Here is a 14,929-nt window from a genome sequence, read left to right on the forward strand (position 1 = left end):
TTTTCGACCGGGGTGATAGGTTTTTAGTATTTCGCCCCGTGAGCATTAGCGAATAGTGTGTAGAAAGTGTTTCACAAAGGGTTACAGACGGCGCCTGCCAGAGCCGTAGGTAATGTAGTAAGTTAGGCCGGTGAATATCATGCGAAGCGCGCGCCATTAGCGGAGCTTGCTTCAGAGGGTAGTTAATTGAACGATATGGCAAAGAATCTGATCCTGTGGTTGATCATCGCGGCTGTCCTGGTGACAGTGATGAACAACTTCTCCAGCCCTAACGAGCCGCAGACCCTCAACTATTCCGACTTCATCCAGCAGGTCAAGGATGGCAAGGTCGAGCGTGTAGCAGTTGACGGCTATGTGATTACCGGCAAACGCAACGATGGCGACAGCTTCAAGACCATTCGTCCTGCAATCCAGGACAACGGTCTGATCGGCGACCTCGTGGATAACCACGTTGTGGTCGAAGGTAAGCAGCCTGAGCAGCAAAGCATCTGGACTCAACTCCTGGTCGCAAGCTTCCCGATCCTGGTGATCATTGCCGTATTCATGTTTTTCATGCGGCAGATGCAGGGCGGTGCAGGTGGCAAGGGCGGGCCGATGAGCTTCGGCAAGAGCAAGGCGCGCCTGCTCTCCGAAGATCAGGTGAAAACCACCTTGGGTGACGTTGCCGGTTGCGACGAAGCCAAGGAGGAAGTCGGTGAGCTGGTCGAATTCCTGCGTGATCCGGGCAAGTTCCAGCGCCTGGGTGGTCGCATTCCACGCGGCGTGCTGATGGTTGGTCCTCCTGGTACAGGTAAAACCTTGATTGCCAAGGCGATTGCCGGCGAAGCCAAAGTGCCGTTCTTCACCATTTCCGGTTCCGATTTCGTTGAAATGTTCGTCGGTGTCGGTGCCAGCCGTGTTCGCGACATGTTTGAACAGGCCAAGAAACACGCTCCATGCATCATCTTCATCGATGAAATCGACGCCGTCGGTCGCCACCGTGGCGCCGGCATGGGTGGCGGTCACGACGAGCGCGAGCAGACTCTCAACCAGTTGCTGGTAGAGATGGACGGCTTCGAAATGAATGACGGCATCATCGTCATCGCTGCGACCAACCGTCCGGACGTACTGGACCCTGCGTTGCTGCGTCCGGGCCGTTTCGACCGTCAGGTTGTCGTCGGTCTGCCGGATATCCGTGGTCGCGAGCAGATTCTCAAAGTTCACATGCGAAAAGTGCCAATGGGTGACGACGTCGCTCCGGCCGTGATCGCTCGTGGTACTCCTGGTTTCTCCGGTGCCGACCTGGCCAACCTGGTGAACGAGGCGTCGTTGTTCGCAGCCCGCACCGGCAAGCGCATCGTCGAAATGAAAGAGTTCGAGCTGGCCAAAGACAAGATCATGATGGGCGCCGAGCGCAAATCCATGGTCATGTCGGAGAAAGAGAAGCGGAACACCGCTTATCACGAAGCAGGCCACGCAATTGTTGGTCGCGTGGTGCCTGAGCATGATCCGGTCTACAAGGTGTCAATCATTCCGCGCGGTCGTGCGCTGGGTGTGACGATGTTCCTGCCGGAGGAAGATCGCTACAGCCTGTCCAAGCGTGCATTGATCAGCCAGATCTGCTCGTTGTACGGCGGCCGTATTGCTGAAGAAATGACCTTGGGCTTCGATGGCGTCACCACCGGTGCGTCAAACGACATTATGCGTGCCAGCCAGATTGCACGGAACATGGTGACCAAGTGGGGCTTGTCGGAAAAACTCGGCCCGTTGATGTACGCCGAAGACGAGGGCGAAGTGTTCCTCGGTCGCGGCGGTGGTCAGGGTGCAAGCTTCTCCGGTGAGACAGCCAAGCTGATCGATTCCGAAGTGCGCAGCATCATTGATCAGTGCTACGGCACGGCCAAGCAGATCCTCACGGATAACCGTGACAAGCTCGACGCAATGGCTGATGCCTTGATGAAGTACGAAACGATCGATGCCGATCAGATCGACGACATCATGGCGGGTCGTACACCTCGCGAGCCTCGCGACTGGTCAGGAGACAGCACCGGTACCTCCGGAACACCTCCGACGGTGCAGGATGAGCGTCCGGAGACACCTATCGGCGGTCCGGCTGCTGACGTTTAAGGTTTGAAATGACTTCTGTTCTGTCCTCGACCCGGTTGCCTTGCGGCAACCGGGTTCTTGATTTGGCCCGGACGCATGTCATGGGCATTCTCAATGTCACTCCCGATTCCTTCTCTGACGGTGGCCTATACAGCCAGCTCGATGCGGCCTTGCGCCATGCCGAGGCTATGGTGGCGGCCGGCGCGACCCTGATCGACGTCGGTGGCGAATCGACCCGGCCTGGTGCCAGGGCGGTTTCACCGCTGGAAGAGCTGGAACGCGTAGCACCCATCGTTGAGCGAATTCATCGCGAGCTGGATGTGATTATCTCGGTCGATACGTCCACGCCGGCCGTCATGCGCGAAACCGCACGACTTGGGGCTGGATTGATCAATGACGTGCGCTCGTTGCGGCGCGATGGCGCTCTGGATGCGGCTGCGGCCACGGGCCTGCCGGTGTGTCTGATGCATATGCTTGGTGAGCCGGGCGATATGCAGGACAATCCGCAGTATCAGGACGTCACGAAAGCGGTGGGCGAGTTTCTCGCCGAACGGATGGCACAGTGTGCGTCGGTGGGGATCCCGGCTGAGCGGATCATTCTTGATCCGGGTTTCGGTTTCGCGAAAACCTTGCAGCACAATCTAAGCTTGTTCAAACATATGGAGGCCCTGCATGCCTTGGGGCGGCCCCTGTTGGTCGGGGTTTCGCGAAAGAGCATGATAGGTCAGGCCTTGAATCGTCCGGTTGGAGCGCGTCTGTATGGTGGTCTGGCGCTTGCGGCGCTGGCTTCGGTCAAGGGGGCGCGTATATTGCGCGTCCATGATGTGGCCGAAACTGTCGATGTGGTGCGGATGATCGCCGCAGTGGAATCAGCCGAATAAACGATGGAGTACTTATGACTAAAAAATACTTTGGCACCGACGGCATTCGTGGTCGAGTCGGCGAGTACCCGATTACTCCTGACTTCATGCTTAAGCTCGGCTGGGCTGCAGGCATGGCGTTCCGCAAAATGGGCGCCTGCAAGGTACTGGTGGGCAAGGACACCCGGATCTCCGGCTATATGTTCGAATCGGCGCTCGAGGCCGGGCTTACGTCGGCAGGTGCCGATGTCATGCTCCTGGGTCCGATGCCGACACCGGCCATCGCCTATCTGACGCGTACCTTCCATGCCGAAGCGGGCATCGTGATCAGTGCCTCGCACAACCCTCACGATGACAACGGCATCAAATTTTTCTCCGGAAAGGGCACCAAGCTTCCGGATGAAGTCGAGTTGATGATCGAAGAGCTGCTCGACACCCCGATGACTGTGGTTGAGTCGAGCAAGATCGGCAAGGTATCGCGAATCAACGATGCCTCGGGCCGTTATATCGAATTCTGCAAGAGCAGCGTTCCTACCGGCACCAGCTTTGCCGGGCTGAGGATCGTGATCGACTGCGCCCACGGTGCGACCTATAAAGTGGCGCCTAGTGTGTTCCGTGAGCTGGGGGCCGATGTCGTTGTGCTTTCTGCTCATCCTAATGGCCTGAACATCAATGAGAATTGCGGTTCGACCCATATGGAGCCTTTGCAAGCGGCTGTATTGGCTGAACATGCTGATTTGGGTATTGCCTTTGATGGTGACGGTGATCGAGTCCAGATGGTCGATCACACTGGCGCAGTCGTCGACGGCGATGAGTTGCTGTTCATCATTGCTCGCGATCTGCATGAGCGCGGCAAGTTGCAGGGTGGTGTAGTCGGGACGTTGATGAGTAACCTGGGGCTGGAACTGGCCCTGGCGGATCTGGCGATTCCTTTTGTGCGCGCCAATGTCGGTGACCGATATGTGATCGCTGAGCTGTTGGAGCGCAACTGGCTCGTAGGTGGTGAAAACTCGGGGCATATCGTCTGCTTCAATCACACCACGACGGGTGACGCGATTATTGCTGCGCTGCAGGTGCTGATGGCGCTGAAGCGTCGCTCCGAAGGTCTGGCTCAAGCCCGTCAGGCATTGCGCAAATGCCCTCAAGTGCTGATCAACGTGCGTTTCGGCGGTGGTGCAAGCCCCCTTGATCATCCCTCGGTCAAAGAGGCCGGCGAACGTGTTACCAAGGCTATGGCGGGTCGTGGGCGCGTGCTGTTGCGCAAGTCCGGGACGGAGCCGCTGGTGCGGGTCATGGTCGAAGGCGAGGACGAAACACAGGTTCGCGGCTACGCCGAAGAGCTGGCAAAACTGGTTACTGAAGTTTCTGCCTGATTTCGGCTTGCCAGCCATGATTGTGTTGGGTAACATCTGCGCCCACTTTGACCGACGAGGTACAGCATGCGTCGCCCTATGGTAGCTGGTAACTGGAAGATGCACGGTACCCGCGCCAGCGTCGCTGAGCTGATCAATGGCCTTCGTCATCTGGCCTTGCCAAGCGGTGTTGATGTCGCGGTATTCCCGCCTTGCTTGCATATCAATCAAGTGATTGATGGGTTGAAGGGAAAGTCGATTTCGGTCGGCGCGCAGAACTCTGCGGTGGAATCCATGCAAGGTGCCCTGACCGGTGAAGTTGCGCCGAGTCAGTTGGTGGATGCAGGCTGTTCCTTTGTGCTTGTCGGGCACTCCGAGCGCCGCCAGGTAATGGGCGAGCGAGACGAAATGCTGATTCGCAAATTCGCAGCGGCACAGGCATGTGGCTTGATTCCGGTGTTGTGCATAGGGGAAACCCTTGAGCAGCGTGAAGCCGGTAAAACTCTAGAGGTTGTCGGGCGTCAGCTGGGCAGTATTATAGAAGAGCTGGGTGTTGGTGTCTTTGCAAAGGCAGTAATCGCTTACGAGCCGGTCTGGGCCATTGGCACCGGGCTGACTGCTTCGCCGCAACAGGCGCAGGATGTGCACGCAGCCATCCGTGATCAGTTGGCGGCAGAGAATTCTGAAGTCGCACAAGGTGTGCGGCTTCTATACGGCGGCAGCGTGAAGGCGGCCAATGCGGTCGAACTGTTCGGCATGCCGGATATCGATGGGGGGCTCATTGGTGGAGCTTCCCTGAATGCAGATGAGTTCGGTGCGATTTGTCGCGCCGCGGGAAACTGAAAAAATGCTGGAAACAGTCGTAGTCGTTTTTCATCTGCTGGGTGCGTTGGGCGTAGTTGCTCTGGTATTGCTGCAGCAGGGTAAAGGTGCGGATGCTGGCGCGTCTTTCGGAGCAGGTGCTTCAAATACTGTGTTCGGAAGCCAAGGTTCCTCTACCTTTCTTAGTAAGTTTACTGCTATACTTGCCGCCGGTTTCTTCATAACCAGCTTAGGGTTAGGTTACTTTGCTAAAGAGAAGGCTCACCAGCTGACTCAAGTAGGCTTGCCAAATCCGGCAGTGTTGGAAGTTCCAAAGCAACAACCGGCTTCTGATGATGTACCGGTGCTTCAAGAGCAAAAGTCGGCTACTCCAGCGACTGACGTACCTCCAGCTCAAGAGCAAAAGTAAGAAGAGTTTCAAGCGTAGTATTGCCGAGGTGGTGGAATTGGTAGACACGCAACCTTGAGGTGGTTGTGCCCATAGGGTGTAGGGGTTCGAGTCCCCTTCTCGGTACCAATTATCAGGAGAGCCCGCTGTTGCGGGCTTTCTTGTAGGTGGAAGGTTACATTGACCCTGTCAGGGATCGGTCGTATACTTCCGCCCCAGCTTTGTCGCGGGGTGGAGCAGTCTGGTAGCTCGTCGGGCTCATAACCCGAAGGTCGTCGGTTCAAATCCGGCCCCCGCAACCAGTTTCAGGAGCCCCTTTTAAGGGGCTTTTTGTTAGCTGGACACTTTCAACGCCGCTGTTCGACGGCGTTTCAAGGATGGGCGTTTCGCCCATTTTTTTATTTTGCACAGCATGCACATACATGCACGAGGGGGTTCAGGTGTCGAGCAAGCTAGAAGAGTTGCAGGCCTTGCTGGCCCCGGTGGTCGTGGCCCTAGGCTATGAATGCTGGGGTATTGAGTTTTCGGCTCAAGGTCGCCACTCAATGTTGCGCGTTTATATTGATAAAGAGGGCGGCGTGCTGGTGGACGATTGTGCCATCGTCAGCCGTCAGATCAGCGGTGTCCTGGATGTTGAAGATCCAATCGCCGTTGAATACACCCTCGAGGTTTCCTCGCCTGGCATGGAACGCCCACTGTTCACTATTGAGCAGTTTGCAAAATTTGCCGGTGACCAAGTGAAGATCAAGCTGCGCTCGCCTTTCGAAGGCCGACGCAACTTTCAGGGCCTTCTGCGCGGTGTAGAAGAGCAGGACGTCGTGGTGCAGGTAGAAGACCATGAGTTCCTGTTGCCGATCGATATGATCGACAAGGCCAACATTATTCCCAGTTTTGACTGAGACGCGGATCCCGCGGATCCAATGGCTTGCGAAAGGCGAGGCGTACGATGAGCAAAGAAGTACTGCTGGTTGTTGAGTCGGTATCCAATGAAAAGGGCGTACCGGCAAACGTAATTTTTGAAGCGCTGGAGCTGGCTCTGGCCACTGCTACCAAAAAGCGGTTCGAGGACGAAGTCGATCTGCGTGTGGAAATCAATCGCCACACGGGTGCTTACGAGACATTCCGTCGCTGGACGGTCGTCGAAGAAGCAGACCTGGACGATCCGGCCATCGAGACCTGGCCGAGCAAGGTTGCAGAAACGCATCCGGGTGCTCAGGTCGGTGATGTCGTCGAAGAAAAGATCGAGTCCATTGAGTTCGGCCGCATCGCTGCACAGACTGCCAAGCAAGTTATTGTGCAGAAAGTTCGCGAAGCCGAGCGTGCTCAAGTCGTTGATGCCTATCGCGAGCGCCTGGGGGAAATCATCTCCGGCACCGTGAAGAAAGTCACCCGCGACAACGTGATCGTCGACCTGGGCAACAACGCTGAAGCGTTGCTGGCTCGTGAAGACATCATCTCTCGCGAAACTTTCCGGGTTGGCGTGCGCCTGCGTGCGCTGCTCAAGGAAATCCGCACCGAGAACCGCGGCCCGCAGCTGATCCTGTCGCGTACCGCGCCGGAAATGCTGATCGAGTTGTTCCGCATCGAAGTGCCGGAAATCGCTGAAGGCCTGATCGAAGTAATGGCTGCGTCCCGTGACCCGGGTTCGCGCGCCAAGATCGCGGTCCGCTCCAAGGACAAACGCATCGACCCGCAAGGCGCTTGCATCGGTATGCGCGGTTCGCGCGTCCAGGCAGTGTCGGGTGAGTTGGGCGGTGAGCGTGTTGATATCGTCCTGTGGGACGACAACCCGGCTCAGTTCGTGATCAATGCAATGTCGCCGGCTGAAGTGGCGGCAATTATCGTTGACGAAGATGCCCATGCAATGGACATCGCCGTTGGCGCAGACAATCTGGCTCAGGCCATCGGTCGCGGTGGTCAGAACGTGCGTCTGGCTAGCCAGTTGACTGGCTGGACCCTGAACGTGATGACCGAATCGGACATCCAGGCTAAGCAGCAAGCAGAAACCGGCGACATCCTGCGCAACTTCATCGACGAGCTCGAAGTCGATGAAGACCTGGCACAGGTGCTGGTAGATGAAGGCTTCACCAGCCTGGAAGAGATTGCCTACGTACCGTTGGAAGAAATGCTCAACATCGACGGCTTTGACGAAGAAACCGTCAACGAGCTTCGCGCTCGCGCCAAGGATCGTTTGTTGACCAAAGCCATCGCTACTGAGGAAAAGCTGGCAGACGCCCATCCGGCCGAAGACCTGCTCTCGCTTGAGGGTATGGACAAGGATTTGGCGATGGAACTGGCGGTGCGCGGCGTAATTACCCGCGAAGACCTGGCCGAGCAGTCTATTGACGATCTGCTCGACATCGACGGCATTGACGATGATCGTGCCGGCAAGTTGATCATGGCCGCCCGAGCCCACTGGTTCGAGTAATTAGGCGCGGCCTGAGGAGAGAAGTGCATGACGCAAGTCACGGTGAAACAACTGGCCGATGAGGTCAAAACACCGGTAGAGCGCCTGTTGCAGCAGATGCGTGAGGCAGGTCTGCCGCACACCGCCGCCGATGAAGGTGTGAGCGATAGTGAGAAGCAGTCTTTGCTGACTCACTTGAAGAGCAGCCACAAGGCGAAAGTGGAAGAACCGCGCAAGATTACACTGCAGCGCAAAACCACCAGCACCCTGCGTGTTGCTGGCAGCAAAAGCATCAGCGTTGAAGTACGCAAGAAGAAAGTCTTCGTACAGCGCAGCCCGGAAGAAATCGAAGCCGAGCGCAAACGCGAACTGGAAGAACGTCGCGCAGTAGACAATGCTGCTCGTCAGAAGGCTGAAGAAGAAGCCAAGCGTCGCGCCGAAGAAGAAGCACGTCGCCAGCCTGCTGCTGCGCAAACTGCTACTAACGACGCCGTTGCAGCACCTGCTGCAGTTGCCGAGCCAGTACGCCAAAGCGCACCGGTTGTGGCCGCTGCACCAGCACCGTCTGCCGACGCTCGCAAGCAAAACGAACAGCGCCGTCCGGACAAACCACGTGCCGACGATAGCAATCGTCGTGGCAGTGGTGATGGTGAGCGCAAAAACGCTCCGCATCGTGCTTCGGTCAAGGAAAAAGCGCCTGCTCCACGTGTTGCGCCACGTACTACCGACGAAGAAAGCGATGGCTTCCGTCGTGGTGGTCGCGGCAAGGCCAAGCTGAAGAAACGCAACGCTCACGGTTTCCAGAGCCCAACCGGCCCTGTAGTGCGCGAAGTGAAGATCGGCGAGACCATCACTGTTGGCGATCTTGCCCAGCAGATGTCGGTCAAGGCTGCTGAAATCATCAAGTTCATGTTCAAACTGGGTACTCCAGCGACCATCAACCAGGTATTGGATCAGGAAACTGCCCAGCTGGTTGCCGAAGAGCTGGGCCACAAAGTGACCCTGGTCAGCGACACAGCCCTGGAAGATTCCCTGGCCGAGTCCCTGAAGTTTGAAGGTGAATCGTTCTCCCGTGCACCGGTTGTGACCGTAATGGGCCACGTTGACCACGGTAAGACCTCTCTGCTCGACTACATCCGTCGTGCCAAGGTAGCTGCTGGCGAAGCCGGCGGTATCACTCAGCACATCGGTGCGTACCACGTTGAAACTGATCGCGGCATGGTCACTTTCCTCGATACCCCGGGTCACGCCGCGTTTACCGCAATGCGTGCTCGTGGTGCCAAGGCGACTGACATCGTGATCCTGGTCGTTGCAGCGGACGACGGCGTAATGCCGCAGACCATTGAAGCGGTCCAGCACGCCAAGGCTGCCGGTGTTCCGCTGGTTGTTGCAGTGAACAAAATCGACAAGCCGGGCGCCGATCTCGATCGCATCCGTAGCGAACTGTCGGTTCACGGCGTGACGTCGGAAGAGTGGGGCGGCGACACCCCGTTCGTATCGGTTTCGGCGAAAGTCGGTACTGGCGTGGACGAGTTGCTCGAAGCTGTTCTGCTGCAGGCTGAAGTTCTGGAACTGAAAGCGACTCCTTCGGCTCCTGGCCGTGGCGTCGTGGTTGAATCGCGTCTCGACAAAGGTCGTGGCCCGGTTGCTACCGTTCTGGTTCAAGACGGTACTCTGCGCCAAGGCGACATGGTGCTGGTCGGTTCGAACTATGGCCGCGTTCGCGCCATGCTCGACGAGAACGGCAAGCCAATCAAGGAAGCCGGTCCTTCCATCCCTGTCGAGATCCTCGGCCTGGACGGTACCCCGGACGCTGGCGACGAGATGAGCGTTATTGGTGACGAGAAGAAAGCCCGTGAAGTGGCTCTGTTCCGTCAAGGCAAGTACCGCGAAGTCAAACTGGCCCGTGCTCACGCCGGCAAGCTTGAAAACATCTTCGAGAACATGGGTCAGGAAGAGAAGAAGACGCTCAACATCGTCCTCAAATCCGACGTCCGTGGTTCGCTGGAAGCGTTGAACGGTGCCTTGAACGGCCTGGGTAACGACGAAGTGCAAGTGCGTGTTGTCGGTGGCGGTGTCGGTGGTATCACCGAATCCGACGCCAACCTGGCACTGGCCTCCAGCGCTGTACTGTTTGGCTTCAACGTGCGTGCCGATGCTGGCGCTCGCAAGATCGTCGAGCAGGAAGGTCTGGATATGCGTTACTACAACGTGATCTACGACATCATCGAAGACGTCAAAAAAGCCCTTACCGGTATGTTGGGCAGCGATGTTCGCGAGAACATCCTGGGTACCGCTGAAGTGCGTGACGTGTTCCGTTCGCCGAAGTTTGGCGCGATCGCCGGTTGCATGGTTATCGAAGGTGTTGTTCACCGTAACCGTCCAATCCGTGTACTGCGTGAAGACATCGTTATCTTCGAAGGCGAGCTGGAATCCCTGCGCCGCTTCAAGGATGACGCTTCCGAAGTACGTGCCGGCATGGAATGCGGTATCGGCGTGAAGAGTTACAACGACGTTAAAGTCGGCGACAAGATCGAAGTCTTCGAGAAGGTTCAGGTTGCTCGCAGCCTCTAACTCGCGCACTTCAAGGGCCACGATGAGCCGCCGCATGCCAATGCGCGGCACAGCGTCAGGACTCTAAACGCAACGCCCGGTCTGGCTTTTGTCAGGCCGGGCGTTTGCCGCTTTCAGACCCCACGGGTTTCACCGTGTGGCAGTAACAGGTAACAAGACATGGCAAAAGAATACAGCCGTACCCAACGTATCGGCGATCAGATGCAGCGTGAGCTGGCACAGCTGATCCGTCGTGAAGTCAAAGACCCGCGCGTAGGCCTGGTCACCATTACCGCTGTTGAAGTCAGTCGTGACGTCGGTCACGCCAAGATCTTCATCACCGTGATGGGCCAGGACAACGCCGAAGACATCGCGCAAAGCATCAAGGTGCTCAACTCTGCCGCCGGTTTCCTGCGTATGCAGTTGGCTCGCGAAATGAAGTTGCGCAGCGTTCCACAGTTGCACTTCCACTACGACGAAAGCGTCGTGCGTGGCGCGCACCTGTCGGCCCTGATCGAGCGTGCGGTGGCTGAAGACAATCAGCACCCGGTAGCGGCTGAAGCCGAAGACACCAAGGAGTAATCGGTGGCTCAGGTCAAACGGATCCGCCGTAACGTCAGCGGCATCATCCTGCTCGACAAGCCGCTGGGGTTCACCTCCAACGCGGCATTGCAGAAGGTTCGCTGGTTGCTGAACGCCGAGAAGGCCGGGCATACCGGCAGTCTTGATCCGCTGGCCACCGGCGTGCTGCCGTTGTGCTTCGGTGAGGCCACCAAGTTCTCGCAATACCTGCTCGATTCCGACAAGGCTTATGAAACCCTGGCGCAACTGGGCAAGACCACCACCACGGCCGATGCCGAAGGTGAAGTTTTGCAGGAGCGACCGGTGACCGTTGGTCGCGCCGATGTCGAAGCTGTGCTGCCGAGTTTTCGTGGGCAAATCAGTCAGATACCGCCGATGTACTCGGCACTCAAGCGTGATGGCCAGCCGCTGTACAAGCTGGCCCGTGCAGGCGAAGTAGTGGAGCGCGAACCGCGTTCTGTTACTATTGCGCGCTTGGAATTGCTGGCCTTTGAGGGTGATACTGCGCGGCTCGCGGTGGATTGCAGCAAAGGCACCTATATCCGCACCCTGGTGGAAGATATCGGTGAACAACTCGGTTGTGGCGCTTACGTGGCTGAATTGCGACGTACCCAGGCCGGGCCTTTCACGCTGGCGCAGACTGTGACGCTTGAAGAGTTGGAAGCCGTACATGCCGAGGGCGGCAACGAAGCGGTCGACCGCTTCCTGATGCCATCGGACAGCGGCCTGCTGGATTGGCCGCTGTTGCAGTTCTCGGAGCACAGCTCGTTCTACTGGCTTAACGGCCAGCCGGTACGGGCCCCGGATGCACCGAAGTTCGGCATGGTACGGGTACAGGATCACAACGGTCGCTTCATCGGTATCGGTGAAGTGAGCGAGGACGGGCGTATCGCGCCGCGTCGACTGATTCGGTCAGAATGACCGAACGAGGGTGGCTGTTAACAGGCACGGTCACTTCCTCATTTTATAGATACAGGGATTTGTCCCTGGCCTGTTGAAGCTGTTTCCTTGAAACAGTTTCCTGATAAAAGGATTGCCTCATGGCTCTCGACGTTCAAGAAAAAGCTCAAATCGTAGCTGACTACCAGCAAGCTGTTGGTGACACTGGTTCGCCAGAAGTGCAAGTTGCACTGCTGACCCACAACATCAACAAACTGCAAGGTCACTTCAAGATCAACGGTAAAGATCACCACTCCCGTCGTGGTCTGATCCGCATGGTAAACCAGCGTCGTAAGCTGCTGGACTACCTGAAAGGCAAGGACGTGAGCCGTTACAGCGCTCTGATCGGTCGCCTGGGTCTGCGTCGCTAATAAGCGATTGCGCTAGAGGTTGGTTGTCTGTCGTGCGTCAGTGGGTTTCCCGCTGGCGCATGGCAGGCTCCCAGCCTCAAGTTTTATCTGGATACACGTTTTACCCTGGACAGGCGTTGGGTCGACTCCCGACATTGCCCAAGAATTTCGCAAGAAGACAAGTTCCCCAAGAGCCACAAAAGAAGGTAGGACACCGTGAACCCGGTAATCAAAAAATTCCAGTTCGGTCAGTCGACCGTTACCCTCGAGACTGGCCGTATCGCCCGTCAGGCCTCCGGCGCAGTATTGGTCACCGTTGACGACGACGTCAGCGTATTGGTGACTGTGGTCGGCGCCAAGCAAGCCGATCCGGGCAAGGGCTTCTTCCCTCTGTCCGTTCACTACCAGGAAAAGACTTACGCTGCCGGTAAGATCCCTGGCGGTTTCTTCAAGCGTGAAGGCCGTCCTTCCGAGAAAGAAACCCTGACTTCCCGACTGATCGACCGCCCGATCCGTCCGCTGTTCCCAGAAGGCTTCATGAACGAAGTGCAGGTTGTCTGCACCGTCGTTTCCACCAGCAAGAAGACCGATCCGGACATCGCTGCGATGATCGGTACCTCGGCTGCGCTGGCCATCTCCGGCATTCCTTTTGATGGCCCGATCGGCGCTGCCCGCGTTGCGTTCCACGAAAGCACCGGTTACCTGCTGAACCCGACTTACGAACAACTGAAAGCTTCGAGCCTGGACATGGTCGTTGCCGGTACTTCGGATGCCGTTCTGATGGTTGAATCGGAAGCCAAAGAGCTGACTGAAGACCAGATGCTGGGCGCGGTACTGTTTGCTCAAGACGAATTCCAGGTTGTGATCAACGCTGTTAAAGAACTGGCTGCCGAAGCTGCCAAGCCAACCTGGGCCTGGGCTCCACAACCAGAAGCTACCGCTCTGCTGGGCGCTATCCGTGCCGAGTTCGGCGACGCGATCTCCCAGGCTTACACCATCACCATCAAGGCCGACCGTTACGCTCGCCTGGGTGAGCTGAAGGACCAGGTGGTTGCCAAACTGTCCGGTGAAGAAGGTCAGCCATCTTCCAGTGAAGTCAAAGCAGCTTTCGGAGAAATCGAATACCGCACCGTTCGCGAGAACATCGTTAACGGCAAGCCACGTATCGACGGTCGCGACACCAAGACCGTACGTCCTTTGAACATCGAAGTCGGTGTTCTGCCTAAGACCCACGGTTCGGCACTGTTCACCCGTGGCGAAACCCAGGCTCTGGTTGTTGCGACGCTGGGTACTGCCCGTGACGCACAACTGCTGGACACCCTGGAAGGCGAGAAAAAAGACCCGTTCATGCTGCACTACAACTTCCCTCCGTTCTCGGTAGGTGAGTGTGGTCGCATGGGTGGCGCTGGTCGTCGCGAAATCGGTCACGGTCGTCTGGCCCGTCGTTCGATTCAGGCCATGCTGCCTGCTGCCGACGTGTTCCCGTACACCATCCGTGTTGTGTCGGAAATCACCGAGTCCAACGGTTCGAGCTCCATGGCTTCGGTCTGCGGCGCTTCCCTGGCGCTGATGGACGCCGGCGTTCCGATGAAGGCACCGGTTGCCGGTATCGCCATGGGTCTGGTTAAAGAAGGCGAGAAATTCGCCATCCTGACCGACATCCTGGGTGACGAAGACCACCTGGGCGACATGGACTTCAAAGTAGCCGGTACCGCCAAAGGTGTGACCGCGCTGCAGATGGACATCAAGATCAAAGGCATCACCGAAGAAATCATGGAAATCGCTCTGGGCCAAGCCCTGGAAGCGCGCCTGAACATCCTCGGTCAGATGAACCAGATCATTGGCCAGTCGCGTACCGAACTGTCGGAAAATGCTCCGACCATGATCGCGATGAAAATCGACACCGACAAAATCCGTGATGTCATCGGTAAAGGCGGCGCGACCATTCGTGCGATCTGTGAAGAGACCAAGGCTTCGATCGACATCGAAGACGACGGCTCGATCAAGATCTTCGGCGAAACCAAGGAAGCGGCTGAAGCGGCACGTCAGCGCGTTCTGGGCATCACCGCAGAAGCTGAAATCGGCAAGATCTACGTTGGTAAGGTTGAGCGCATCGTCGACTTCGGCGCATTCGTCAACATCCTGCCGGGCAAGGACGGTCTGGTTCACATCTCGATGTTGAGCGACGCTCGCGTTGAGAAAGTGACCGACATCCTGAAAGAAGGCCAGGAAGTGGAAGTGCTGGTACTGGACGTGGACAACCGCGGCCGTATCAAGCTGTCCATCAAAGACGTAGCAGCAGCCAAGGCTTCGGGCGTTTAATCACCCCCACGCCTGACCGCTTCAACGTTATAGAAAATGCCCTGCAGTGAAAGCTGCGGGGTATTTTTTTGCCTGCAAAAAAATCAGACGAGTCATGAAGTTGCCTGACCCCAAAGTCAGTGCTAGGTTTAGCCCACTGCCCGTGTAGCTCAGTTGGTAGAGCAGCGCACTCGTAACGCGAAGGTCGCAGGTTCGATTCCTGTCTCGGGCACGAGCGACACGTTGTTTTCAGATGATCCCGAATGGTTCTGAAGGCCAGATAAACCGGG

Annotated in this window: 12 protein-coding genes and 3 tRNA genes; all 15 read left to right on the plus strand. The window is 57.2% G+C overall.

Translation table 11 applies throughout. From position 1 onward, the window contains the following. Nucleotides 1-195: 195 nt before the first annotated feature. Nucleotides 196-2,106: an ATP-dependent zinc metalloprotease FtsH gene (gene ftsH, locus ACYZT3_RS05060; RefSeq protein ID WP_462031636.1), complete on the plus strand. Its 1,911-nt coding sequence runs from the start codon at nucleotides 196-198 to the stop codon at nucleotides 2,104-2,106. A gap of 8 nt (nucleotides 2,107-2,114) precedes the next feature. Then, on the plus strand, nucleotides 2,115-2,966 hold the full coding sequence (gene folP / locus ACYZT3_RS05065; protein ID WP_462031637.1) for a dihydropteroate synthase: 852 nt from the start codon (nucleotides 2,115-2,117) through the stop codon (nucleotides 2,964-2,966). Nucleotides 2,967-2,980: 14 nt separating this feature from the next. Then, nucleotides 2,981-4,318 (plus strand): phosphoglucosamine mutase, encoded by a 1,338-nt coding sequence (glmM, locus tag ACYZT3_RS05070; protein ID WP_282374979.1) that lies wholly within the window; start codon nucleotides 2,981-2,983, stop codon nucleotides 4,316-4,318. A 66-nt stretch (nucleotides 4,319-4,384) separates the two neighbouring features. Then, nucleotides 4,385-5,140, plus strand: a complete 756-nt coding sequence (tpiA, locus tag ACYZT3_RS05075) for a triose-phosphate isomerase (protein WP_282374981.1) — start codon at nucleotides 4,385-4,387, stop codon at nucleotides 5,138-5,140. A gap of 4 nt (nucleotides 5,141-5,144) precedes the next feature. Next, complete coding sequence (gene secG / locus ACYZT3_RS05080) at nucleotides 5,145-5,528, plus strand: preprotein translocase subunit SecG (RefSeq protein ID WP_017336473.1); 384 nt, start codon at nucleotides 5,145-5,147, stop codon at nucleotides 5,526-5,528. 22 nt (nucleotides 5,529-5,550) lie between these two features. Further along, a tRNA-Leu gene (locus ACYZT3_RS05085) sits at nucleotides 5,551-5,636 on the plus strand. A 96-nt stretch (nucleotides 5,637-5,732) separates the two neighbouring features. Beyond that, nucleotides 5,733-5,809: transfer RNA gene (locus ACYZT3_RS05090), tRNA-Met, on the plus strand. 138 nt (nucleotides 5,810-5,947) lie between these two features. Further along, complete coding sequence (rimP, locus tag ACYZT3_RS05095) at nucleotides 5,948-6,406, plus strand: ribosome maturation factor RimP (protein ID WP_282375324.1); 459 nt, start codon at nucleotides 5,948-5,950, stop codon at nucleotides 6,404-6,406. A gap of 47 nt (nucleotides 6,407-6,453) precedes the next feature. Beyond that, nucleotides 6,454-7,935, plus strand: coding sequence for a transcription termination factor NusA (nusA, locus tag ACYZT3_RS05100; protein ID WP_008024459.1), 1,482 nt, complete (start codon nucleotides 6,454-6,456; stop codon nucleotides 7,933-7,935). Nucleotides 7,936-7,962: 27 nt separating this feature from the next. Continuing rightward, complete coding sequence (gene infB, locus ACYZT3_RS05105; RefSeq protein WP_282374985.1) at nucleotides 7,963-10,488, plus strand: translation initiation factor IF-2; 2,526 nt, start codon at nucleotides 7,963-7,965, stop codon at nucleotides 10,486-10,488. Between the two features lie 159 nt (nucleotides 10,489-10,647). Beyond that, a complete protein-coding gene (rbfA, locus tag ACYZT3_RS05110; protein WP_008149016.1) occupies nucleotides 10,648-11,049 on the plus strand; it encodes a 30S ribosome-binding factor RbfA in 402 nt (133 codons plus the stop codon). 3 nt (nucleotides 11,050-11,052) lie between these two features. Then, entirely contained in the window at nucleotides 11,053-11,970 is a 918-nt protein-coding gene (gene truB / locus ACYZT3_RS05115) for a tRNA pseudouridine(55) synthase TruB (protein ID WP_462031638.1), read from the plus strand. 119 nt (nucleotides 11,971-12,089) lie between these two features. After that, nucleotides 12,090-12,359, plus strand: coding sequence for a 30S ribosomal protein S15 (gene rpsO, locus ACYZT3_RS05120; RefSeq protein WP_282374990.1), 270 nt, complete (start codon nucleotides 12,090-12,092; stop codon nucleotides 12,357-12,359). 195 nt (nucleotides 12,360-12,554) lie between these two features. Continuing rightward, nucleotides 12,555-14,660 carry a polyribonucleotide nucleotidyltransferase gene (gene pnp / locus ACYZT3_RS05125; protein WP_282374992.1) on the plus strand — a complete coding sequence of 702 codons (2,106 nt, stop codon included), beginning with the start codon at nucleotides 12,555-12,557 and terminating at the stop codon, nucleotides 14,658-14,660. Nucleotides 14,661-14,798: 138 nt separating this feature from the next. Further along, nucleotides 14,799-14,871 (plus strand) — tRNA-Thr (locus ACYZT3_RS05130). Nucleotides 14,872-14,929: the final 58 nt, after the last annotated feature.

It is taken from the genome of Pseudomonas sp. MDT1-16 (assembly GCF_054898115.1).

Bases quoted from the DNA above. Each gene is read 5' to 3' on its own strand.
- rpsO (WP_282374990.1), top strand. From the start codon at position 12,090: ATGGCTCTCGACGTTCAAGAAAAAGCTCAAATCGTAGCTGACTACCAG.
- tpiA (WP_282374981.1), top strand. From the start codon at position 4,385: ATGCGTCGCCCTATGGTAGCTGGTAACTGGAAGATGCACGGTACCCGC.
- rbfA (WP_008149016.1), top strand. From the start codon at position 10,648: ATGGCAAAAGAATACAGCCGTACCCAACGTATCGGCGATCAGATGCAG.
- folP (WP_462031637.1), top strand. From the start codon at position 2,115: ATGACTTCTGTTCTGTCCTCGACCCGGTTGCCTTGCGGCAACCGGGTT.
- secG (WP_017336473.1), top strand. From the start codon at position 5,145: ATGCTGGAAACAGTCGTAGTCGTTTTTCATCTGCTGGGTGCGTTGGGC.
- glmM (WP_282374979.1), top strand. From the start codon at position 2,981: ATGACTAAAAAATACTTTGGCACCGACGGCATTCGTGGTCGAGTCGGC.
- infB (WP_282374985.1), top strand. From the start codon at position 7,963: ATGACGCAAGTCACGGTGAAACAACTGGCCGATGAGGTCAAAACACCG.
- nusA (WP_008024459.1), top strand. From the start codon at position 6,454: ATGAGCAAAGAAGTACTGCTGGTTGTTGAGTCGGTATCCAATGAAAAG.
- ftsH (WP_462031636.1), top strand. From the start codon at position 196: ATGGCAAAGAATCTGATCCTGTGGTTGATCATCGCGGCTGTCCTGGTG.